Source organism: Solilutibacter pythonis (genome assembly GCF_003697345.1).
Lineage (GTDB): Bacteria > Pseudomonadota > Gammaproteobacteria > Xanthomonadales > Xanthomonadaceae > Solilutibacter > Solilutibacter pythonis.
This window is the reverse complement of the sequence record NZ_RFLY01000005.1, coordinates 137,240-161,774: the sequence shown is the minus strand read 5'-3', so window position 1 is coordinate 161,774 and position 24,535 is coordinate 137,240. Positions and strand designations below refer to the sequence as shown.

Annotated in this window: 8 protein-coding genes; all 8 read left to right on the top strand. The window is 64.9% G+C overall.

What is annotated here, in order from left to right; all coding sequences use genetic code 11:
* Nucleotides 1-242: 242 nt before the first annotated feature.
* Entirely contained in the window at nt 243-2,327 is a 2,085-nt protein-coding gene (locus tag EBB59_RS04965) for a TonB-dependent receptor (RefSeq protein ID WP_122101042.1), read from the top strand.
* Nucleotides 2,328-2,337: 10 nt separating this feature from the next.
* The gene (locus EBB59_RS04960) at nt 2,338-3,573 is read left to right on the top strand and encodes an MFS transporter (RefSeq protein ID WP_122101041.1); all 1,236 of its coding nucleotides are present in this window, start codon (nt 2,338-2,340) and stop codon (nt 3,571-3,573) included.
* Nucleotides 3,574-3,664: 91 nt separating this feature from the next.
* Nucleotides 3,665-4,435: a 4'-phosphopantetheinyl transferase family protein gene (locus EBB59_RS04955; RefSeq protein WP_158601715.1), complete on the top strand. Its 771-nt coding sequence runs from the start codon at nt 3,665-3,667 to the stop codon at nt 4,433-4,435.
* Entirely contained in the window at nt 4,428-5,621 is a 1,194-nt protein-coding gene (locus EBB59_RS04950) for a thiolase family protein (RefSeq protein WP_122101039.1), read from the top strand. The genes EBB59_RS04955 and EBB59_RS04950 overlap by 8 nt, the downstream gene beginning before the upstream one ends.
* Before the next feature lie 129 nt (nt 5,622-5,750).
* A complete protein-coding gene (locus tag EBB59_RS04945; protein WP_122101038.1) occupies nt 5,751-6,764 on the top strand; it encodes an AraC family transcriptional regulator in 1,014 nt (337 codons plus the stop codon).
* A 232-nt stretch (nt 6,765-6,996) separates the two neighbouring features.
* Nucleotides 6,997-15,681 (top strand): non-ribosomal peptide synthetase/type I polyketide synthase, encoded by an 8,685-nt coding sequence (locus EBB59_RS04940; RefSeq protein ID WP_122101037.1) that lies wholly within the window; start codon nt 6,997-6,999, stop codon nt 15,679-15,681.
* Entirely contained in the window at nt 15,678-19,067 is a 3,390-nt protein-coding gene (locus EBB59_RS04935) for a non-ribosomal peptide synthetase (RefSeq protein WP_122101036.1), read from the top strand. The genes EBB59_RS04940 and EBB59_RS04935 overlap by 4 nt, the downstream gene beginning before the upstream one ends.
* On the top strand, nt 19,064-24,535 hold the full coding sequence (locus EBB59_RS04930) for a non-ribosomal peptide synthetase (RefSeq protein ID WP_122101035.1): 5,472 nt from the start codon (nt 19,064-19,066) through the stop codon (nt 24,533-24,535). Before EBB59_RS04935 ends, EBB59_RS04930 begins: the two co-directional genes overlap by 4 nt.

The window sequence follows — 24,535 nt, the reverse complement described above, 5'->3', positions numbered from 1 at the left end:
GCCTTCTGGAGAGGAACCACCGACAAAGGGAGTCGCACCACCCGGATCAGGATTTTTCGTCGCAGAGACTCCCGATTCGTCAGTGCTGGAAAAATATATATCGGAAGTAACTACCGACAAAGGGAGTCACACCACCCGGATCGGGATTTTTTGTCGTAAAGACTCCCGATTCGTCAGTGCCGGTAGACATACATTGGATAGCATTCTCATTCTTGTTTGCCGTGTTCCGAAGGAATTCCTCAATGCGTTCACATCTGACTTTATTCGGTTCCATGTTGCTGCTATGCGCGCCGCTGGCGCAAGCCGCGGAAGACGAACGCACCGAGGCTCCGCCACCCGAAAAAACGGTGTTGGAAAGTATCACCGTGACGGCTAACAAACTGGAAGAAAACGCCCGTGAAATTCCGGCTTCGATACAGGTCATTACCGGCGAACAACTCGAACAAAGCGGCATCTACTCGCTGGAGCCGCTGTTGAGAAGACTCCCCAACACGACGGTGTCCAACAACTACGGCGTATTCGCATCGCCCAGCTACCGCGGCCTGACCACCTCCGCGTTCACCCAGGAATCCGCCATCACGATTTACATCGACGGCGTGCCGCACTCCTCCGTCTATGGCATGGATCTGGGACTTCTGAACATCGAACGGGTCGAAGTGCTGCGTGGCGCGCAGAGCACGCTGTACGGGCAAAACAGCATGGGCGGCGTCATTAACATCATCACCCGCCAGGAATCGGGCGCGCCACGGGGCCAGCTTGGCGCCGAATTGGCCGAATACGGTGGACGTTTCGCCACGGCGTCCTTCAGCGGAGATCTGATCGATGAAACGCTCAGCCTCACCCTGTCCGCACGCTATCGACACAGTAACGGTTATCTGGAAAACCGCTTCCCCGGCGTGGATAAAAACTACGACAAGATCAACAGCGCCCAATACAAAGGCAGTCTGTTGTGGCGCCTGTCCGGGCAAACGCACGCCGTGTTGAGCTTCAACAACGAAAACAAGAACAATGGCGGCATTCCCCTCTACGCCGGCCGTGATTTCCGGAGACATACCCGACAGGAAGTCGAAACCTGGAACAAAGTCGCCCTCGACGAGCAATCGCTGAAAGTCGAACATGATTTCGGCCCTTTCATCACCACTTATCTGGGCACCAACCAGCGCACCGACGCGCGACACCAGTCGGACATGGATCGCACCAACGGCAGTTTCTCGCCCAACATCGGCAGCCTCGACGGCGCCCGCTTCATCGATCATTCCATCGTCTCCAACCGCTCTCATGAACTGCGTTTCGCCGGACAGAAAGCGCTGCGCTGGGTGGCGGGCCTCTATTACCAGAACAACCTCTACGACGCCCTCGACAACGGCTCCGTGGTGCCGAACTCGTTGTTCGGCCACATGCAGGCGCACAACATGACCGACGTGAGAGGCAAACAAGTCGCCGCATTCGGGCAGTTGACCGTGCCGCTCGGTTCGCGTCTGGAGAGCACGATTGGCTTGCGCTGGCAACGCGACGACAAACGAATCGACTACAAGGACCACGTGATCATCGGCGGCATGGAAACCCGCACGAGTTACAGCCGCGGCGACCGCTGGGACATCTGGCTTCCCAAGTTCAGCCTTGGCTACACCCAGGAAAACGGCACGCTCTGGTATGCCGGCGTGTCGCGCGGCTACCAGTCCGGCGGCTTCAACTTCACCGAGACGTCGGCCGACAAAGCGCGATTTTCACCGCAAAAGACCGCCGATTATTCGTTGGGCGTGAAATCGGCCTGGCTGGGAAATCGTCTTTGGCTGGACCTCAACCTGTTCTACCTTGACATCAAAGACGCCCACGGCCGTAGCATTAGCGCGCTCAACAGCATCCAGGTCTTCAACGTGAAGCAGGCATACAGCCATGGAGCCGAAGCCGACATTTCCTGGTTGTTCGGCGGCGGCTGGCGTTTGAACGGCACATTCGGCATCAACCGGACCCGATACGCAAGCGGTGTGTTCGGCGGTAAACAGATGACCAACGCGCCCCGCTTCACCACGGCGCTGGGGATGAGCTACGACCAAGGCTACGGCCTGTACGGCGTGATGGATTACCGCTATCGCACGGCCAGCTACACCGATGCGGCCAATACGCTGAAGATCGACAGCCACGGCGTGTTCGATGGCCGCCTGGGCTACCGACTGCAAGGTTACGACGTATATCTATACGGCGAAAACCTGTTCAACCAGAAATACGCCACCAACCTTTACAGCCTGCCATTCTCCGGCACCCAGACCATCATGAGCGCCGGGCGCCCACGCACGCTGGGCATCGGCATCACGGCGTATTTCTAATACCCGCCCCATGAGCGAGGAAACACCGCACATGCCACGCCTGACACGATGGATGCTGCTGGTCGGCCTTGCCACCGTCGGCGCCGGACAATCGGTCATCTTCGCCGTACTGCCGCCCCTGGGGCGGCAAATCGGCATGGCCGATTACCAGATCGCATTGATTTTCACACTGGCCGCGCTGGCATTCATGCTGAGCGCGCCTTACTGGGGGCGCAAAAGCGACCAGTGGGGCCGGCGCAGAATCATCCTGCTGGGCTTTCTGGGCTATGCCATTTCCACGGCGCTGTTCGGCGTGTTTGGCGATCTCGGCCGCGCCGGGATACTCGGCGCGTTCGCCACGTTCGTGCTCATGACGCTGGCCCGGCTGTGCTACGCGCTGTTTTCCAGCGGCGTATTTCCCGCCACCCAAGCCGCCATCGCCGAGGCGGCCGGGCCGGAGAAGCGCTCCGCCGCCATGGCCTCGATCCAGGCCGCCTACGGTATCGGCATGATCGGCGGCCCCGGCATCGCCGCATTGCTCGTGACCCTAGCAATCACTTTGCCGTTGTATGCCGCGGCCGCCATCTGCGCCATCGCCGCGCTGGTCGTCTCGCGGGTCATGCCGGCCGGCGGACATGTCGCGCGCCCGCCCCAAGGCCACCTGCGCCCGACGGATGCACGTCTGGTCTTCCTGCTTGGCATTGGGCTGCTGTATTTCATCGCGCTATCCGGCTTGCAGCAGATCGCGGCGTTCCGCTACCAGGATCTGTTCCAGCTCAGCTCCGCCCAAGCCGCCTCGCGCACCGGCATCGGTTTTCTGTTCTGCGCCCTGGCCACACTGCTCACGCAACTGCTCATCGTCACCCGCATCCGGTTGACGCCCGCCACGCAGATCGCGCTCGGTTGCGCGCTGGGCGCGGCCGCTTTTCTGCCGATGGCGACAAACGTCAGCATCTGGCAGATGCACGCGCTGTTCGCGTTGACCGGCATGTCCATCGGCTTTCTCGCGCCCGGCTTCAACAGCGCCGTGACACTGGCCGTATCGCCCGCCGAGTTGGGTTCGGCTTCCGGTCTTGCCGTCTCCACCCAGGCGGGTGGTTATGTGATCGGCCCGCTGCTGGCCTCGTTGCTCTACCAGACGCGGCCATCGCTGCCATTCGTCATCAGCGGCGTTGTGCTTACCGGCCTGCTGCTTGCGGTGCTGTCGCGTCGGCATCGGCTGCCATCACCGCCAACCGCCACCGACGACAATGCCGAGTCACGCTGAAGGGCGATGCATGCGAGACGGCAGCGCCCCCACATCGCCCGGCAATCCGCTTCTTGGGCAGGCCACTCAGCCACCGCGCGCGGCAACCCCTATGGACGCACTCGCCCCTATCACGATCCACTGCCTGGACGTCGACAAACTCGACCCCGGCTGCATCGCCGGGCTAACAAAGCTGGTGAGCGACAACGAACAAGCGCAGGCGGCGCGCTTCCACTTCACGGCGGATCGTCTCGCCTACCTGAGCGCCCACTCGCTACTGCGCCTGACCTTGTCCGAACAGGTTCCCGAAGTCATGCCGAGGCAATGGCGCTTCCGCGTGGACAGTCACGGGAAGCCATCGTTGATCGCTTCTCCCGAGCAGCCTCGCTGGTTCACCAGTCTCTCGCATACGCGCGGGCATGTCGCCGTGGCCATCTGCGCGCATTCTGAAATCGGCGTCGACATCGAGAAAAGAGCGCATCCGGCACTCTCGCCGGAAAACCTGCGCACGATCCTGTCCAATACCGAAATCACCGCGCTGCGGCGGCTGCCCGCGGAACGCCACACTCACCGCCTGGCACAGATGTGGACACTCAAGGAGGCGGTGTCCAAGGTCATCGGCATGGGCCTGGCCTACCCGCTCCACACGCTGAGCATCGACCTGGATCGCCTCCGGATCACCACGGCGGACAATGCCCTGCGCCACCATGACTGGCAACTTTTTCACCAGGATCTGCCGGATTACAGCGTTGCCGGAGCCTGCCGCTACCAGGCCGGTGGTGCAACCCGCGGTTTCCGCCTGCATGAGGTGGAGCCGGCACGGCTGATGAAATCGGCATACCCGCTCCCCGGCCGCCGCCATATGGAAACGCCGCATGCTTGATTCGGTAATGATCGTGGGTGCGGCCCGAACGCCGATGGGACGCCTACAGGGCCGGTTAGCCCAGGTGCCGGCGGTTTCACTGGCGATCGGTGCGACGCGCGCGGCGTTGGCGCAAGCCGGCGTGCCCCCCGAGCAAGCCGAACTGGCGATTTTCGGTAACGTGCTTCAAGCGGGCCTGGGCCAGAACCCCGCCCGCCAAGTGGCACTGTCGCTGGGGCTGGCGGACGTTTCCAGCGCGCTGACGGTCAACCAGGTCTGCGGCTCGGGAATGCAAGCCATCATGCTGGCGGCGCAAGCCATCGCCAGCGGCGAGGTGCAGGTCGCCATCGCCGGTGGAATGGAAAGCATGTCGCGCGCGCCTTTTCTGCTGGAGCGCGCGCGTCAAGGCTATCGGCTCGGCGACGGCAAATTGGTGGACAGCCTGCTTCGCGACGGGCTGACCTGCGCGCTGGGCGGCCACAGCATGGGCATCACCGCGGAAAACGTCGCCACGCATTACCGGATCAGCCGTGCGCTACAGGATCAGTACAGTGCGGCCACCCACGCGCGCTGCCGCGCGGCCATCACCGCTGGCGCATTCAAGGCCGAAATCACCCCGGTACACGTCCCCGGACAAGGCGGCATGACATTCGTCGATGAAGACGAGCTGCTGGAAAGCGAAGTCAGCCATGCCGCTTTGTCCGCGCTGCCACCGGCGTTCATCCCACAGGGCAGTGTCACGGCGGGTAATTCCTCCGGGATCCACGATGGCGCGGCCGCCCTGTTGCTGGTATCCGGCGAGTACGCCCGGGCGCACGGCCTGCGGCCGCTGGCCCGGCTGCGCGGCTGGGCCAGTGCCGGCTGCGCGCCTTCGATGATGGGCATGAGCCCACTGCCCGCGATACGCCGGCTGTATGCGCGTACCGGGTTGCACGGCAGCGAGATCGAACACCTGGAACTCAACGAAGCTTTTTCCGCCCAGGTGATTGCCTTGGTCAGGGAGTTGGGGATTCGAGACGAAGACGAACGGGTCAATCCGTTGGGTGGCGCACTGGCGCTGGGACATCCCCTTGGCGCCTCCGGCTCGCGCATCGCCGTCACGCTGACGCACGCACTCGTGCGGGAGGAGCGACGACTGGGCGTTGCCGCCATCTGCGCGGGCGGCGGCCAAGGCAATGCGTTGTTGATCGAACGCCACGGTAATTGACTCGGCGGAGTTGACGCATTGGCGTCATCGCCATTAAAATTTCCATTTAGTAATGATTCTCATTTAAATGATGAATGTCTGCCTGTCCAGATGAAGAATATCGAGTTCTCAAAATGAACTTGCCTGCCAATGACCAACATCAGAGAAACAATCGCCGCCGCGCGGGGACAGGACGACCCGCTGCTCCCAACCGACCAGGAAGCGCCACGTTTCACCACCAGCCAATTCAATAACGGCACGCAAAGCCAGGAAATACTCGAGCTGCCCTCGGCGACGCTCAGCATCTCCACTCTTTCGTTCAAGGACGGTTTCCATATCGTCCTGTTCGATGGCGTTGTCTGCCAGCCGGTGACGATGCCGATCCGCGATAGCGGCGAATATCTCTCGCTGGCCTTTCTCAAGAATGGCGCGGTCAACACACGCGACCATCAAGGCGATTTCAGTTATTCGGCCGAACCCGGCTGTGGTGCGCTGATGCGGCATGGAAGTTTCAGCGGCGAGGCGACCTTCATGCCCAGCGATACCTTCCAGATGGTGTCGATCTGCATGCCGCGCGGTTATCTGGCGGAATTCGAATCACCATTCGAACGGATCCCCGAGCACTCCGGGAATCTGTTCGCCTACCTGCCCGTGACAGTCACGCCCACCATGCGCCAGTGCGTCGACCTGCTGCTGGAAGCGCCGAAAAACGACGTCTCCGGGCAACTGTTCCTCAACGCCAAAGCCTGCGAGTTGATGTCTTTGACCGTGCAGGCGTTACTGAACCAGAACCCGCATCCACCGGGGCTCAATCCGCAGGACGTCAAACGCATCTATCGGGCTCGCGACATTCTCGACGAACAACTGGAATCGCCGCCGACGATCCCGAAGTTGGCGCGCTTGATCGGCACCAACGACTTCAAGCTCAAGCGCGATTTCCGTATGATTCTGAACACCACGCCGCACGCCTACGTGATCCGGCGACGGATGGAAGTCGCGCACGAAGCATTGACCCTGACGGATACCTCCATCACCGCCATCGCCCAGAAAGTCGGCTACAACAACGTCAGCCACTTTTCCTCCACGTTCCATAAGCATTACGGCGTATTGCCGAAGCAACTCAAACAGGCATGCCAGGCGAGAAGCCAACCGCAATTCCTGTAGCCCGCCAAGCTGTTCTCACGGTACCCGCCGGCACCTCACAACATACCTCTCATTAACGCGTGAATCCTTGGATTCACGCGCGCGTCACGCCCGTGCGCGGACGCCATTCGAAGCGCCGACACAATCTGAATAAAGACTCCTGATTCGCCTGCAACGACTCCGATTTCCAGTAGCTGCCACCCCGGCCCGCCGCCTATGTTTCGAAACCCATTCAAGAGCAAGAACTGTGGATATGTCCTATTCGCCCATTGCCGTGATCGGCATGGCTTGCTGCTTTCCAGCAGCGCATGATCCAGAGATCTTCTGGCGCAATCTGAAGCAAGGGATATGTGCCATAGGCCCGTGTTTTCCCGAGCATATGGAGGAGGATCGAGATGGCGTCGATCCCACGCTCTGGCTGCGAGAGAATTACCTCAGCGCCGGCACACGGGTGAAAAACGCCTCGCACTTCGACTACGCCTTCTTCAATTATTCCGCCCACGAAGCGACGCTGATCGACCCGCAACAGCGACTGTTCCTGCAAGCCTGCGTACAGGCGCTGGAACATGGCAATTATCCACATGCGCTTCTGCCGAAATGGCAACTCACCCACGTCGGCGTGTTCGGCTCTACGCGCCAGAGCAGTTACGCCCGCTACCTGCCTGCCGTGCAGGACGAGGAAATCACCCGTGCAGCCACGCTGTTGCACCTTCTGGGTAACGACAAGGACTACCTCGCCACCCGCGTGGCCTACAAGCTCGGGCTGACCGGCCCGGCCATGACCATCCAAACGGCATGCTCCAGTTCGCTAGTCGCGGCGCACTACGCCTGCCGCAGCCTGCAACTTGGCGAGTGCGACATGGCGCTCGCCGGCGGCGTCGGCATATCGTTTCCCCAGGGGCTGGGCTATATCCGCCAGGAGGGTTCGATCTTCGCGCTGGACGGTCAGTGCCGCCCGTTCGGCGATGGCGCGAGCGGTATCGTCACCGGCAACGGCCTGGGTGTGGCGTTGCTGAAACGGCTCGACGACGCACAACGCGATGGCGACGTCATCCACGCCGTCATCCTGGGGTCGGCGATCGGCAACGACGGCGCCGACAAGGTGGGTTATACCGCGCCAAGCCGCGCCGGCCAGCAGGATGTGGTGCGCGCCGCGATGGAAGCCTCGGGCGTACGGGCGCGCGATATCGGCATGGTCGAAGCACACGGCACGGGCACGACGATCGGAGACCCGATCGAGATCGAGGCATTGACCTCGGTCTACCGGGAAACCACGGCCGACAGGCAGTATTGCGGCATCGGCTCCATCAAGGGCAACCTCGGGCACTTGGAGACGGCGGCGGGAATCGCCAGCCTGCTCAAGGCTGTACTCAGCGTGCGCGACGGTATCCGCCCGGCCACACTCGGCGCCACGCCGCCAAACCCGCTGCTACAACTGGCGGATTCTCCTTTCCACCTGCTGCACGACACCGCGCCTTGGCCGAACACCGGCACGCCTCGCATCGCGGCAGTCAGCTCGTTTGGCATCGGCGGTACCAACTGCCACATGATCGTCGGACAGCCGCCGGCCACAACGCGCGCGCCGGCCATCGACCGCGCGCACACCTTGCTGCTGCAATCGCACAGCCGGGAGACGCTGGAGGCGCTGCGGCAGCCGATGGCTGAATGCCTGAGCGAAGACTGCATCGGCGCTGCCGCGCGCACCGCGCTGTTGCGGCGTCCGGCCGAGCGCTGGCGGATCGCCGTTTGCGGCCGGGATTCCGAGCAGTTGCGTGAACGGCTGGCGCAAGCGCCCATCACCCTGGTACCCGAGGAGCCCCGCGCGCTGTGGCTGTTCAGCGGCCAGGGCAGCCAAGTGGCCGGCATGGGAAAAACGCTGCACCGGCACTGCCCGGCTTTCCGCGCGGCGCTGGATGCCTGCGCCGCATCGTTCGCCCGGCACGGTGTGGCGGATCTGCGGGCGGTGATGTTCGACGACGCCCGCCATGCCGACCTTGCCCGTACCGACATGACACAGCCGGCGCTGTTCGCCTTCCATTACGCGCTGGCCCAGCAGCTACTGGACTGGGGTCATCGACCGCGGGCGGTGATCGGCCATTCCATTGGCGAATTCGCCGCCGCCGTGATCGCCGGACAACTTCGGCTGGAAGACGCGGTGCGGCTGGTCGCGCAACGTGGACGGCTGATGCAGGACGCCTGCGGGCCGGGCGCGATGCTGGCGGTACAGATGAGCGAGGACGAGTTCGCGACGCAAGCCACACACTGGCCAACGTTGTCGGTCGCCGCGGTCAATCACCCCGCGCGCCTGACCTTGAGCGGCCCGACAGCGGACATCGATGCTTTCGCCGAGGCGTTCGCATCCAGATGCCACAGACTTTCCGTGCAGCGTGCATTCCATTCCGAAATGATGACGCCCCTGCGCGAGGCGTTCATCGAACAGGCGCATCATGCCGCGCCGGGCGAGCCGGATACCGGCATCGTCTTCATTTCCGCCTGCACCGGCGAGGCGATGGCGCATGGAACCCTGGACACCGGCTACTGGTGGCGGCAACTGCGCGAAACCGTCCACTTCGCCAAGGCGTTGCGCCACGCAGCCGAGCAACGACCGAACCTGATCTGGGATATGGGTCCCGATGGCAGCTTCGCACGCCTGGCCCGACAACAAGACGTTTTCGACGAAAGCACAGTGTATCTGGGCCTCTCACCCGGTGAGCAGGCATACGCCAGCCTGCTGGCGCAACTTGCCCGTAGCGGACTGGACACGCCCCTGCGAGACGACTACGCAGCGCTGCCCGTGCCCTGGTGCAACCTACCCGCGCGCTCATTCCGCGCCACCCCTGTCTGGCCCGCACGCCAACCCGCGTTGCCACCGGCACTCCAGCGCATCCACTGGCGCATTCAACCCTCGCTGCTCACCCAGCTTCGGGATACCGGGCAGGAGGTCGCGCTGAATCTGGCGCTGCTCGGTGACGAACAAGGTCTGTGGCGACAGCGACTCGGCGATACGCCACATCATGTACGGCAGATTGACCGTCATACGACGTTGCCGCCACTCGACGGCATCGACCTGCTGCTGGATCTGCGTCCGCTGGATATGACGATCGACGGCGCAGATGCCTTCGACGCACTGGCGCGAGACACGCTTCCCGTATTGCAGGCCGCGCTGGCCCAGCCCCGGCTGGCGTTGATAAGCGTGCTGCCCGACAGCCAGAGCGCCCAGGGCTGGTCGCTGGCGGCGTTGCACTCGCTGTTCCAGGCCGCGTGCAACGAGGACGGTTCACGCCGTTTCCTGTGCATGGAAACGAGCGGCTCCACCGAGGACGCCGACACACTCTGCCGTCTGCTGCCGCACCTGACCGGCAGTGGCCCCTCCCTGGCATTGCACGATGGCCGGCTCCACGAGCCCGTGGCGGAATCCATCGATGCCGGGACACTGACGGCACTGCGACATACTCCCGAGGACTGCGCGCTGATAGCCGGCTTCGGCGCACTCGGCCAAGCATTGGCGGAGCACCTGTTCGCACGCGGCGTCACACGCTTCGCGCTGGTGATGCGTCATTCGCCCGGCCCAGTGCAAGAAGCCGCGATCCAATCGTTGCGCCAGCGCGGCACCGACCTCGCCTTGCTGACGCTGGACATGTGCGATACGGATGCTCTGCGCGAAGCACTCGCGCGACATGCGCTACGGCCGACGTTGGTCTACCACACCGCGCATGCCGGCTCCGACAGCGGCATCCACGACGCACGACCGGAAGCATTGCTGGAGACGCTTCGCACCAAGACGCACGGCAGCCTCGCGCTGTATCGCGCAGTGGCCGATCAACCCCTGCGGCAGTTCTGCTTGTTCGGTTCGCTGGTGAGCTGGATGAACGGCCCGCAAAGCGCCGCCTACGCGGCGGCCAACCGTTGGCAGGAACATTTCGGCGCGCATCTGGCCGCACAAGGCGTGCCCGCCAGCACCCTGGTATGGGGGCCGTGGGCGCTGGGCATGGCCAATGACGCCAGCGTCGCCGAGCGGATCCGTGCCGGCGGGCTGCTGCCCTTGCCAGGCGACACCCTGCTGCACCTACTCGATCACACCGGGCACCACGGCCTCATGGCCTATGCGGCACAAACGTCCGCCTTCGCTCGATCGATACGCGCCCTTGCGGGCGCCATGCCGGTATTCGCCAAAGTGCTGGGCCCGGCATCCGCCACGCCCGCAACACATGTCCCGGCCACGCCACTGGCCGACGCATCGCCCGATGCGCGGCGTTCGTTGATCGAACAGACATTGACCGGGATCGTGGCCGGGTTTTTCAACGCCCAAGCGCCGGAGCCACACACCGACTTTCACGCCCTGGGCTTGGACTCCCTGCTACTCATGGACTTGACCCATCAAGTACGCGAACGCCTCGCACTGACGGTTTCGGTACGCGATGCCTTTCAACACAACAGCATCGCGCGGCTGACGGACTTCCTGCTGGCCCAGTCCGTACCGGAACCAGCGCCGAAGGCGGACATCGCCTTCGGCAGCAACAACGCGCGCGGCCCATCCTTGTCCCACGATCACGAGAACCGCCACCAGCCCTTCCCGTTGACCGATCTGCAACAGGCTTTCTGGATCGGCCGCAACAGCACGCTCGAACTCGGCAGCGTCGCCTGCCACCAATACATCGAGATCGAACTCGACGCCCTGGATGTCGACCGACTGGAACAAGCCTGGAATCAGCTCATCCAACGCCACGACATGATGCGCTGCGTGATGCTGCCCTCGGCGCAACAGCAAATCCTGGATACCGTGCCGTATTACCGGGTGGCGGTGGACGACCTGCGCGAACGACCGGAGGAACAGCGCCAAGCCCATCTCGACGCCGTACGCGAGCGCATGAGCTACCAAGTGCTCGACGCGTCGCGATGGCCACTGTTCGAGCTGCGCGTCTCGCAGTTGCCCAACGGCATCAGCCGCATCCATCTGGATATGGACCTGCTGGTGTTCGACGTGCAGAGCTTCCGCATCATCTATGGCGAGCTCGATCAACTTCTGAAGCAGCCGGACACCACGTTGCCGCCGCTGGAGATCGCCTTCCGCGATTGCGTGCTCGCAGAACAGGCCCGCCGCCAGACGCCCGAATACGACCAGGCGCGCCGCTTCTGGCAGGAACGGATAACCACACTGCCCGCCGCGCCCTCGCTACCGCTGCGCCGCGACGCCGGCACACTGACGCGGCCAACCTTCCGCACGCTGGACCACCGCCTGCCGCCACTGTTGTGGCAGAACCTGCAACGCGAGGCCGCGCGTCAGGGCCTGACCCCCAGCGCCGTGCTGCTCACCGCCTTCACCCGTGCGCTGGCGCAATGGTGCGGCGCGCCGGATTTCACACTCAACATCACCTATTTCAACCGGCAGAATCTGCATCCGCAGATCATGTCGATCTGCGGCGATTTCACCTCGCTCATGCTGCTGCCGGTGGACGCCCGCGCCGGCGAACGCTTCCTGGACGCCGCGAAACGCACTCAAGATTCACTTTGGGACGCCCTGGCGCATCGCGAATACAGCGGCATCCAGGTAATGCGCGAGCTGGGGCGCGCCCGCGCCGGCGGCGCCGACCGGATCAGCATGCCGGTCGTGTTCACCAGCATGATCGGAATGGATTTCGACGACCCAACGCAGCCGGACTGGGCGTTGATGAGCCGGCAGGTGTTCCAGATCAACCAGACCCCTCAGGTATGGCTGGATTACCAGGCCACCGAATACGGAGGCGCCCTCGCCAACCGCTGGTTCATTGTCGACGACCTGTTCGAACCCACCTTGATCGAAGGACTGTTCGCCGCCTATACCGGCGAACTGGAGCGCTTGGCGCGCGATACCGATGCCTGGCGGCGGCCCCCGAGCGATGCTCGCCCGGAGAGGGACCGCAAACTGCTGGAGCGGATCAACGCAAACACGGTGGCCCGCCCGGAGACCTGCCTGCATGCGCTGTTTCTGCGACAGGCGGAGATCACGCCACAGGCCACCGCCCTGATGACGACCGAAGGCCACTGGGACTATCGCTCGCTGGCCGAGATTACCGAACGGATCGCCCGCCGGCTGCCTCCCCGTCGTGATGGCGCGTGCTCGCCGGTCGCCGTACTGCTGCCCAAAGGCGCCGACGCGGTGATCGCCGCCTTGGCGATCATGCGCGCCGGCCTGGTCTATACGCCGGTCAATCCGGACTACGACGACCCGCGCCTGGCGCGCGTACTCGACAGCCTCGACCCAGTAGCCGTGCTCTGCCCGGATGTGGCGCACGAAAGGATGCGCGCACTGACCCGCGCGCCGTTGCTGTCCATGCGCCAACTGCGCGAGGCCGCCCCCACCGGCACCGGCACCCTGCCCAACGTCCGCCCGGAAGAGCCCGCCTACATCATCTTCACCTCAGGCAGCACCGGCACGCCCAAGGGCGTCGTGTTGGATCACCGCTGTCCGGTCAACACGTTGCTATCGATGAACGAGACCTTCGGCATCGACGCCGGCCACCGGGCGCTGTCGCTTTGCGCGCTTTACCACGACATGTCGGTCTACGATCTGTTCGGCATGCTGGCCTGTGGCGGCGCGCTGGTGATGCCAGACGCGTCTCGCCAGCACGATACCGCGCACTGGCTGGCACTGATCGCCGAACACCAGGTCAGTCTGATCAACAGCGTCCCGGCGCTGGTGCAACTGTTGGTCGACAGCGCAGAGAAGCTACCAACGGCGTCCCGCGCCTGCGCCAGCCTGCGCAAGGTGTTGCTGGGCGGCGACTGGATTGCCTTGACGCTCCCGGCGCGGCTGCGCGCGCTGTCGGCGGAGATCGACATCTTCAGCATCGGCGGCCCCACCGAAACCGCGGTGGTATCCAGCTACTACGCCATCGGCGAGATCGACCCGCATTGGCGCAGCATCCCCTACGGCCGGCCGCTACCGAACCAGACCTTGCAACTGCGCAACCGCATCGGCCAGCCGGTACCAGTGGGCGTGCCCGGGGAAATCCACATGGGAGGCATGGCCATGTCGCTGGGGTATCTGAACGACCCCGAGCGCACCAGCGAACGCTACCTGGACGATAACGGCCCGCTGTTTCGCACCGGCGATCTCGCAGTCCTCGGGGCGGATGGTGAAATGACCCTGCTCGGCCGCATCGACGACCAGTTGAACATCAACGGCGTGCGCATCGAGCCCGGCGAAATCGAAAGCACGCTGGTCCGTCATGATGCCGTCGCGCAAGCGGTGGTGGTGGCCGCAGGCGAACCACCACGACTCAACGCATTCATCGCCACTACCGAACACGCCCCTGTACGGCAGTTGCGGATCGAGGCAGCCACTTGCGACCGGCAATGGCAAGACACGCTCTCCCACCTCGCGCAAACCGGCGCCGACATACCCGCCGGGTTCTCGCCCGAGGACTACCGCCGGCATTACCAGGACATGGAAGACCTCAGCACACTGGTGATGCGCCGGGCGCTGCACGAAAGCGGGCTGTTCGACAGGGCCGGCGATCGCGCCCGTCTGGACACCTTGAGCGCCACTCTCGGCGTCTCGCAACGCCATCAGAAAATCCTGCGCGGCTGGATCAGGACATTATGCGGCGATGGACTGTTCCGCCTGCATGGCGAAGCACTGGAATGCCTGACACCATTCGATGCCGACAAGTACCAACGTCTGCGCGCGCGCCTCGACCAGCAAGCCCATCGTGGCGAACCTCATGCCCAACGTTTCTGGGCGCTCTACCAAGGCTGCATCGACCGCCTCGACGCACTGCTGCAAGGGCGCTTCAACCCCCTGGATCTGATGTTCGAACAGGGGCGGACCGATTTCGTCGAAAGCTGGTATAGCGACAACCCGGTATCGCGTCATTTCAACCGGATCGCGGCGGATACGCTCAGCGCCTGGCTCGACGGTCTGCCGAGCTCCACGCCGCTGCGCATACTGGAATTCGGCGCGGGCATCGGCAGCGCCACGGCCGGGCTGCTGCCACGGTTGCCCGCGGGGCGATGCCGGTATCTGTACACCGATCTGTCGGATTATTTCTTCGAGCATGCCCGCCAAAAGTTCGCCGGATATTCCTTCGTCGAGTTCCGTCATTACGACATCAATGAAGACCCCGGCCTGTCCGGCCTGGAAGACGGCGACTTCGACCTGATTATCGGCGCCAACGTGTTGCACGACGCGCAGGATGTGAACCACAGCAGCCGGCTCCTGCGCCGCCTGCTCAAACCCGGCGGCCTGCTGGCACTGATCGAAGGCACCAGCAATCCGCGCTTCCAGATGGTCAGCCTGGGATTTGTTGAAGGACTCACCGAATACCGCGACCAGCGGCTGGAAAGCCATTTGCCGATGCTTTCCGCACACGACTGGCACGCCGTACTCAAGCGGGCCGGCTTCGAACGCAGTGGGCAGTACCCCGATGCCGTTCACTGGGCCGAATGCATGCATTACCACCTGATCCTGGCGCAGAACCCGGCTCACCTGTCCATCCCCGACCTGGCCCCCATTTCCCGCTGGGCCAGCGAAGAACTCAGCCCGCAGCTCCTGCCGCGGAAGATGATCCGCATCGAACAACTGCCGCTGTCGCCAAACGGCAAGGTGGATCGCCATCGCTTACAGCGGAGTCTGAGCCAGCATCAGCCCGAGCCGACGAGCGCCCCCGCCACCGATCCCGCATTGCACGACGACACACAACGCGCTCTGGCGCGGCTATGGCAGCAAGCGCTCAACCGCCACATCGATGACGCGCAGGCCAACTTCTTCCTGCTGGGCGGCGATTCGCTGTTGATGACCCGTGTCAGCGCGCTGATCCACGAACACTTCGGCGTCAGCCCGTCGCTCGGCCAGCTGCTGCGCATGCCGGTACTGCACGAGCAGGCCCGCTGGATCGACCAGCAGCACGCACAACGGGAGACGCCCGGCGAACTCGAACTGGAAGAGGGATTCCTGTGACGGATACCGCCACCCAGGCCGATGACGATGCTCTGGCGTTCTCCAAGTTGCGCGAATCGCTCGACGCGTTTGGCGTCCGGCTGTCGCTGGAGCGGAATCGGCTGAAGTTTTCCGCCCCCCGTGGAGTGCTGGACGAAACATTGCGCGACGCGATAGCCCGCTTCCGGGAGCGTCTGATCATCTCGCTGCGACACGCCGCGTTGCCGCCACCGCCGCCGATCCAGCGCGACCCGGCGCAAGCGCTGCAACCGTTTCCCATGACGCCGATACAACAAGCGTATTACGTCGGCGAATGCGGCGGGCTGAAACAAAGCACCCTGCCCTGCTTCTATCACGAATATCGGCTGCACGACATCCAGGCGGCGCGCCTGCAAGAAGCGATTCGCGCACTACGTCGCGATTTTCCGATTCTGCGCACCCGCTTCTTAGACGATGGCCGGCAGTGCATCGCCCCCGACACGGGAAAAAGGTATCTGGGCGAAGAGGACTGGCGTGCGCTCGACGCCAGCGAAAAGGCGGTTCGGCACGCGGCGCTCAAGGCCAGCCACCTGAGCGACCTGCCTGCATTGTCGGCCGGTGAGCCATTCCGCTTCACGCGGGTACGCCTCACCGACGACGACACCCGCCTGTTCATGACGATCCGTCTGAACATCGTGGACGGACCATCGCTGGCCATGCTGCTCAGAGGTTTGGTGGAGCGTTGCCAGCCCAGCCCGCCCGAACCACCCGCCAAGACCCTGGACTACCGCGATTACGTGCTCGCGGCACAGGCATTGCGCGAGGGTCCGCACGGGTCGGTGTGCGATGCCTACTGGTCGCTGACGCTACCGAAACTTCCCGCCTCTCCCGCCCTGCCGCAGACCGGCATATCGCACCGCCGCACCCAGTTCCAGCGCCATACCCGGCATTGGCCACCGGAACGTTGGCAACGGTTGCGCGATGCCGCACGCCATCGGGGCGTCACCGCCAACGCCGTACTGGTGGCGGTCTATGCCGCCGTGCTGCGACGCTGGAGCGCGGAGCCCGCGTTCACGCTCAACGTCCTGGCCAACTTTCGTCCCTTTAACGAACCGGCACTGGCGCGGATGGCGGGCAATTGCAGCAACACCGTGCCACTGGATTGCCATCCGGCATCGAATTTTCTGGCGCAGGCGCGGCGCCTGCAAAGCACCCTGACCGAGCGGCTGGAGCACGCGGCGACACCCGGCGTGGAATTGATGCGGCGATTGCAGCGCCAACGCGGGCCCAGTGACAACCCGGTACTGCCATTCGTATTCACCAGCGGCCTGCAAGCCAGCATGCCACCGCCGCCGCCGGACATGTGGCGTTTCGAACTGATCGACAGCCATCTGCAAACACCGCAGGTATGGCTCGACCATCAGGCGATCGAGCATCATCAAGGACTGACCTGCCACTGGGACGCGGCGGCGGAAATATTCGCCCCCGGCGTGGTGGAGGCGCTGGCGACGGAATCGGCACGGGCCATCGACGCCTTGATCGATCAGCCCGCCACCTGGATGCAATACCTACCGGGCCATGACGAACAGGCCACACTGCCAGCGCTCACCCCCGGCCCCAGGGTGCCCAACGACGCGCGCTTGAGCGACGGCTTCCTGATGCAGGCCAGGCACCACCCCGAGCGCAGCGCACTGGTACGGAACGGCCGCACGCTGTCCTATGGCGAGCTGCTGCGGCAAGCGCGCCGGACGGCCGCCTCACTGCGCCGCCACGGCGTTACGCCAGAGAGCCGAGTCGCCATCAATCTGCCGCGCGGCTTCGAACAGATCATCGCCATCCTCGGCGTATCGCTCTGCGGGGCCGCCTATCTGCCGCTCTCCTCACACTGGCCACGCGCGCGCATCGCGCAGATCCTCGCCGACAGCGAAACCCGCTTCGAAATCGCCCTGGGCGGCAACGACGCACACGGCGCACTGGACATCGCCGAGCTCCTGGCCGGGGATCACGACGCGGCCGATCCGCCCATCCCCTGGGACGGCAACAGCCCGGCCTACGTCATCTACACCTCAGGCTCCACCGGCGCCCCCAAAGGCGTGATGATCAGCCACCGCAGCGCCCTCAACACCATCGAGGACATCAACCACCGCTTCGGCATCCACGCAGGCGACAGAGTGCTGGCCCTGTCCGCCCCAAGCTTCGACCTCTCCGTGCAGGATATTTTCGGCACCCTCGCGGCCGGCGCCACGCTGGTGCTGCCCGCCGACGAGGAACGACCCGACCCGCGCGCACTGGCCGAGCTATGCCAACGCGAGCGAATCAGCGTCTGGAACTCGGTGCCGGCCATGCTGGAAATGCTCACGCTGGTAACACCGCACCCCGCGCAGGCACTGTCGAGCCTGCGTCTCATCATGCTAAGCGGCGACTGGATGCCGCTGCCGCTGGCGCGTCTATTGCGCACCCACTGCCAACACGCGCGCCTGATCGTTCTCGGCGGCGCCACCGAGGCATCGATCTGGTCGAACTATTACGAGGTGATCGAGATCGCCGATCACTGGCGCTCGATCCCCTATGGCTTCGCCCTTTCCCGACAACGACTGCACGTGCTGGATGCGCGCGGCCAATGCTGTGCGCCGGGCGTCGCCGGCGAAATCCACATCGCAGGCGACGGCCTGGCCCTGGGCTATCTGAACGACCCGGAGCGCACGGCCGCCCAGTTCATACGTCACGCCAGCGGCGAGCGCCTCTACCGTACCGGCGATATCGGCCGCTACCTGGCCGATGGCGCGGTGGAGTTTCTCGGACGTCGGGATCTTCAAGTCAAGGTGAATGGCTTCCGCATCGAGCTGTCCGAAATCGAAACGCAACTGGAGCGAATCGACGGCGTGCAGCGCGCGGTGGCACTGACGCGGCGCACGGCGCTCGGCGGCGTCACGCTGGTTTGCCTGTATACCGGCGACGGCGAAGAAGGCGACCCCGCCACTTTCGAATCCCGCGCCCTAGCGCAACTGGCCGCACGGCTACCCGCCTACATGGTGCCGGCCCGGCTGCTGCGACGCGCCCGGCTGCCCCTGAGCGCCAACGGCAAGATCGACCGCCGCGCCGCCGAAGACGATGCCAATACCGACCCCGCCTTAACCGCGGAGCAGGAAACCGCCATGGAAGCGCCAACGCACATCCACCAGCCGCTGGCGCGCATCTGGCAAGCCCTGCTCGGCAAGACACCTCAGCCCGACAACGACTTTTTCCAACACGGTGGCGACTCCCTTCTGGCCGTCCGCCTGGTGGCGGAAATCGAACGTCGATTCGGCCTGGCCCTACCGCTGCAAACGGTTTTCCAACGGAGACGTTTCGCCGAACTGGCCACGTATCTGGCGCGGCAACCGCCACCAGCCCCTCCACCGCCCGCTCACGGAGACATCTCCCCATGACCCATTCCGTCGACACACCGGTCTCGCCGGCGACGCTCAGGCAGATGATCCAAGAAACCTTGTCCACGCTGCTGGCAGTGCCGGCGGAGTGGATTCCATGGCAATCGGCATTCACCGATCTCGGCATGGGCTCGGCACAGGGCGTCGCCTTCATCGAACAACTCGGCCTAAGAACCGGTTGGGCACTCTCGCCAACGCTGCTGTACGACCACCCAAGCCCACAAGCGCTGCTCGACGCGCTATGCCAGCGCACCCCCACACTGGTGCCGGCAGACACAAGACACACCGAGCCGCCGCCAGCGGATATCCTGCTGCTCGGCGCCGACTGCCGCTTGCCTGGCGCCGGTTCGGTGGAGGACTTCTGGCAACTGTTATGCGATGCCGGCGTCAGCGTCGGCGCGGTGCCAGAAACCCATCCGCTGCGTGTGCTCTGCCGCGCCCAGGGGATCGACGCGCACGATCCGCTGCTGCTGGCCGGCACCCTGCCGGACCCGGCCGGCTTCGACGCCGCCTTCTTCGGCATCGCCGATGCCGAGGCGCGGTTGATGGACCCGCAGCAGCGTTGGCTTCTGGAGTCCACCTGGCACGCCATCCGCGATGCCGGCATCGACCCGCTTTCGTTGCAGCATTCGCGTACCGGCGTGTTCATCGGCGCCAGCGCGCAGGATTTCCAGCGCCATGTGCTGAGGACGGGGCGTCATTGCGACATCCACGCCGGTACCGGTACCGCCATGTCGGTGATCGCCGGGCGTATCGCCTACCAATTCGATTTCCGCGGTCCGGCCTGGACGGTGGACACGGCCTGCTCCTCGTCCCTGGTCGCCCTGCATCAAGCTTGCCAAAGCTTGCGCACGGGTGATTGCGATCACGCGCTGGTGGCGGGGGTCAACTTACTGCTCGATCCCCAATACGGCCTGGCCCTGCAACGCGGCGGCATGCTGAGCCCCAGTGGCCGTTGCCACAGCTTCGATCGCGCCGCCGACGGATATGTGCGCAGCGAGGGCCAAGTGACCCTGTTCCTCAGCCGCGCGGCACCACCTGGCGCCCAGCCGCCGATCGCCGTCATCCGCGCCACCGCCGTCAACCAGGACGGCCGCAGCAACGGCCTGACCGCTCCGAACGGCGACAGCCAGCAACACCTGGTACGCCAGGCACTCGCCACCGCCTCGCTCGCCGACGATGCCATCCAGGTATTCGAATGCCACGGCACCGGCACCGCGCTGGGCGATCCGATCGAGGTCAACGCGCTTGCCCGTGTTTTCCCGCGCCGCGACGACACCCAGCCGCCCTGCCTGATTGGCTCGGTGAAGGCCAACGTCGGCCATCTGGAATCCGCCGCCGGACTGGCCGGCGCGTTGCGCCTGGCACTGTCACTGCACCATCGCCGTTGGACCACGCAGCCGCCGATGTCCGGCATCAACCCGCATCTGGCTTTGGATGGCAGCCGTCTGGTAATAGCCACCCAAAGCGCCACGCTACCGGCCCACTGCCAGGGCGGGGTGAATTCGTTTGGTTTCAGCGGCACCAACGCCCACGCCGTTCTGGCCGCGGCGCCCGCGCCGGCCAAAGCGAACGACGACCTCCCCGACTGGCCTTGGCTATGTCTGAGCGCTCACAGCCGCGAGAGCCTGCGGACGCAAATCGCCGCCTGGCGCGAGGCACTCCCCACCCTGTGCGCCCAGCATCCCTTACCGACATGGCTGGCCGCCGCGACTCGTCGTTGCAGCGCGCTGCCCTGGCGCATCGCACTGCATTGCCCCGACGAAGCTCAAGCCCTGCAGGCACTGGACAACGCCGAACCCGTGCATTGCGATGCCTCCACGTTCAATGACACCGACGGTGACGGCTCGCCCGAGCGCTTCCTGCAAGGCGGCCCCCCGCCCCGCATCGACGCCCGGCTGCCCCGGTTGTGGGGACTCCCGCGCTATGCCTTCATGCACCGTCGCCACTGGCCCGACGACATCACCGCCGATCCCGTCATGGCCGCGCCCAAGAGCACCATGGTGACGGACCCCGACGAACGCGTTCGCCTTGGCAGCGGGATATGGTGGGACTCTCTCGCCATCGACCCCGAACAACGTCGTGACGACGCCAGCTTCATCTCGCTCGGCGGCACTTCGCTGCTGGCCAGCCGCATCGCCAGCGAACTCAGGCGTCGGTTGGGCGTCGGCGTGGCGATGAGCGACATCCTGGTCGCCGGCAGCCTGAACGGCCTACACCAATGGCTGCGCACCGCCCCCGTCCGCGCCGCCGACGACGACACGCTCATGCCATCCATCGGCACGGAAGCGCAGGACGCCCCCTTCCCACTGACCGACATGCAGATGGCCTACTGGCTGGGCCGCGACAAAGCCGTGCCCGGCGCCATGCCGATCCAGGTGCTGATCGAACTGCGTAACGCCCACCTGGACATCCCAAGACTGCGACATGCCTGGCGGGCGCTCACAACACGCCACCCCATGCTGCGTGCGATAGTCACCGGGGATGGCCGACAACGGATCCTGCCCGACGCCATCGCAACCGACATCGACACCGAACGGCTGACGGAAACCGGCGACGCCCTCGATGCCCGGCTGACGAGCGAGCGTGAACGCCTCTGGCGTTCGCGCCGCGACCTGACCCAGTGGCCGCAACATACGCTGCGAGTGTGGGACACCGAAGAAGGCCAGGTACTGCACTGCCTGTTCGACGGCTGGTCGATCGACGGCGCCAGCTATCAGATCTTGTTCCGCGAACTGGCCGATCTCTACCAGCACCCCGAGCATCCGCTTCCCGCGCTGGACTGGACCTTCGCCGATTACCTGCGCGCATTGGCGCGGCACACCTCCCGTCAGGACATGAGCCGTTGCGAAGCCTACTGGGAAGCGCAACTGCCGACACTCCCCCCGGCGCCCGCACTGCCGCTGGCCACACAGGTGGAAGCGCTCGGCGAATGTGTCATGCAACGACGCCGTTTCACGTTGTCGGCCAACGAGTGGGCCGCCTTCCGCGAACAGGCGCGGCAACATCAGCTCACCCCCGCCTGCGCACTGCTCGCCACCTATGCGCAAGTGCTTTCACGCTGGAGCCGGCACAGCGACATCACCCTGAACGTGCCGCGCTTCAACCGCCAACCGCTGCACCCGGACGTGGAACGGATCATCGGCGAATTCGCCTCCTTCACCCTGCTGCCCTGCGAACGCCGCGCCGAGGACGCCTTCACCGACTACGCCCAGCGCCTGCAACAACGGCTCTGGCAACACCTCGATCACGATCTCATCAGCGGCGTATCGCTGCTGCGCCAGCTCGGCAACGGCGCGTTGATGCCCTACGTCTTCACCACCCTGCCGGACCAGCCCGACAGCAGCCTGCACGATCAACTTCGACGGATCGGCCACGTCACCGAGATGCGCACCCAGACGCCGCAAGTATGGATCGATTGCCAGTACTGGCCCGACCTCAACGGTATCGAACTGAGCTGGGACGTCCTGGAGGAGATGTTCCCCGAAGGCTTGATCGACAGCATGTTCGATGCCTTCCGCCAGCGAGTGCTGGCCCTGTGCGAATATCCCGCGCAGTGGCGGGCGACCGCCACCCTGCCGCTGCCGGCGGCGCAACACGCATGTCGGCGGCGCATCAACGACACCGCCGCGCCGCTGCCGGCCACCGACCTGTTCCGCCTGGTAGCCGAGCGCGCCGCCATCGCCGGCGATGCCCCGGCCATCCTCTCGACCGATGGCGTCGCGTACAGCTATCGCGAGTTGATCCGGCAAGTCGAGAACGTCGCCGCGCAATTGCAGGAAAGTGACGGCCCGGTCGCACTGTGCATGGACAAGACGCCGCTGGCGGTCATCAGCCTGCTGGCCGTACTGCGCCAGGGCCGGGCCTATGTCCCGATCGATCCCGGGCAGCCACAGTCGCGACGCGACGCGATCGTGCGGGATTCCGGCGCGCGCCTGCTGCTGGCCGACGATGCCGGCGAGGCATTGCCCTGGCGAAACGACGCCACCCGCCTACGGCCAAACCCGATACGCACGCAACAGCCGCCACCGCCCGCCAACGTGTCCGCCAGCGATCACGCCTACCTGCTGTACACCTCCGGCTCCACCGGCACGCCCAAGGGCGTGATCATCACCCAGGGCGGCATATGCAACCGCATCCTGGACCTATGCCAGCGTTTCGCGTTGTCGGGCGACGACCGGGTGATCGGCATCTCCGCGCTGCATCACGACATGTCCGTATTCGACCTGTTCGTCACGCTCGCCAGCGGTGCCGCCCTGGTGATGCCGGCGCACGCCAAGCGGCGCGAACCGGCGCACTGGCTGGCGCTGATGCACGAGCACCGGGTCAGCGTGTGGAACTCGGTGCCGGCCTTCATGCAGATGCTGCTCGATCACGACGGCGCGATCCCCGCATCGCTGCGCCTGGTACTGCTTGGCGGCGATTGGGTGAGTACCGAACTGGTCGGCCGGTTGCGGCGGCGCGCGGCTGAAGCGCAACTGGTGAGCGTCGGCGGCCCCACGGAAGTGGGATTGATGGACATCGCCCACGTCATCGACGAGACCAATCTGGCGCCGGGGCAGCGCATCCCCTATGGCCAGCCACTCAGCAACGCGCGCCAGTACCTGCTGAATGCGCTGGGCGAGGAATGCCCGGAATGGGTGGTCGGCGAAATCTGTCATGCCGGAGCCGGGGTGAGTCCCGGTTATCACGGCCAGCCAGCGCTCGATGCGGAGAAATTCATCGTTCACCCTCCGCTGCCCGAGGACGAAACGCGCCTGCTGCGCTCCGGCGATCTCGGCTACCGGCGCCCGGATGGCGCCATCCAGTTCGTCGGCCGGCGCGATTTCCAGGTCAAGCTCCACGGCCAACGCATCGAACTGGGCGATATCGAAACCCACTGCCGCGCCCTGCCCGGCGTGCGCGACGCCCTGGCGCTCACTTTCGACGACGCGCCGCACACACGGATCGGCGTCGTGCTCAAACCCGATCCCGCCAGCGCCTCCCCGGCCTGGGACAGCGCTTCGTTACGCAGCGCCCTCGCGCCACGCCTGCCGGACTACATGCTGCCGGCCCGCTGCATCGTGCTGCCGCAGTGGCCGATCACCGCCAACGGCAAGATCGATCGCCAGGCGATGGCCGCGCAACTGGCGGCCGCCACGCCACCCGCCCCGGCCGGGAGCGCCCCCATGACGGGGCTGATCCAGCAGATCGCGGCGATCTGGCAAAAGCTGCTCCAAGTGGAAGGGATCGCCCCGGATACCAACTTCTTCCATCTGGGCGGAAATTCCGTCACCGCCGTGGCATTGAGCCGCGAACTAGCGGCACTGACCGGACAACAACGCCCGATCGCGGCGATTTTCGAGCACCCCACCCTGCGCCAACTCGCAGACAGCTACCACCGGCCCGACGACGATGAACCCCTGCGCCAAGCGCAGGCCCGTGGCCGGCAACGGCGGCAACGCCGCCACGCGCGCCCCATCGAGTGA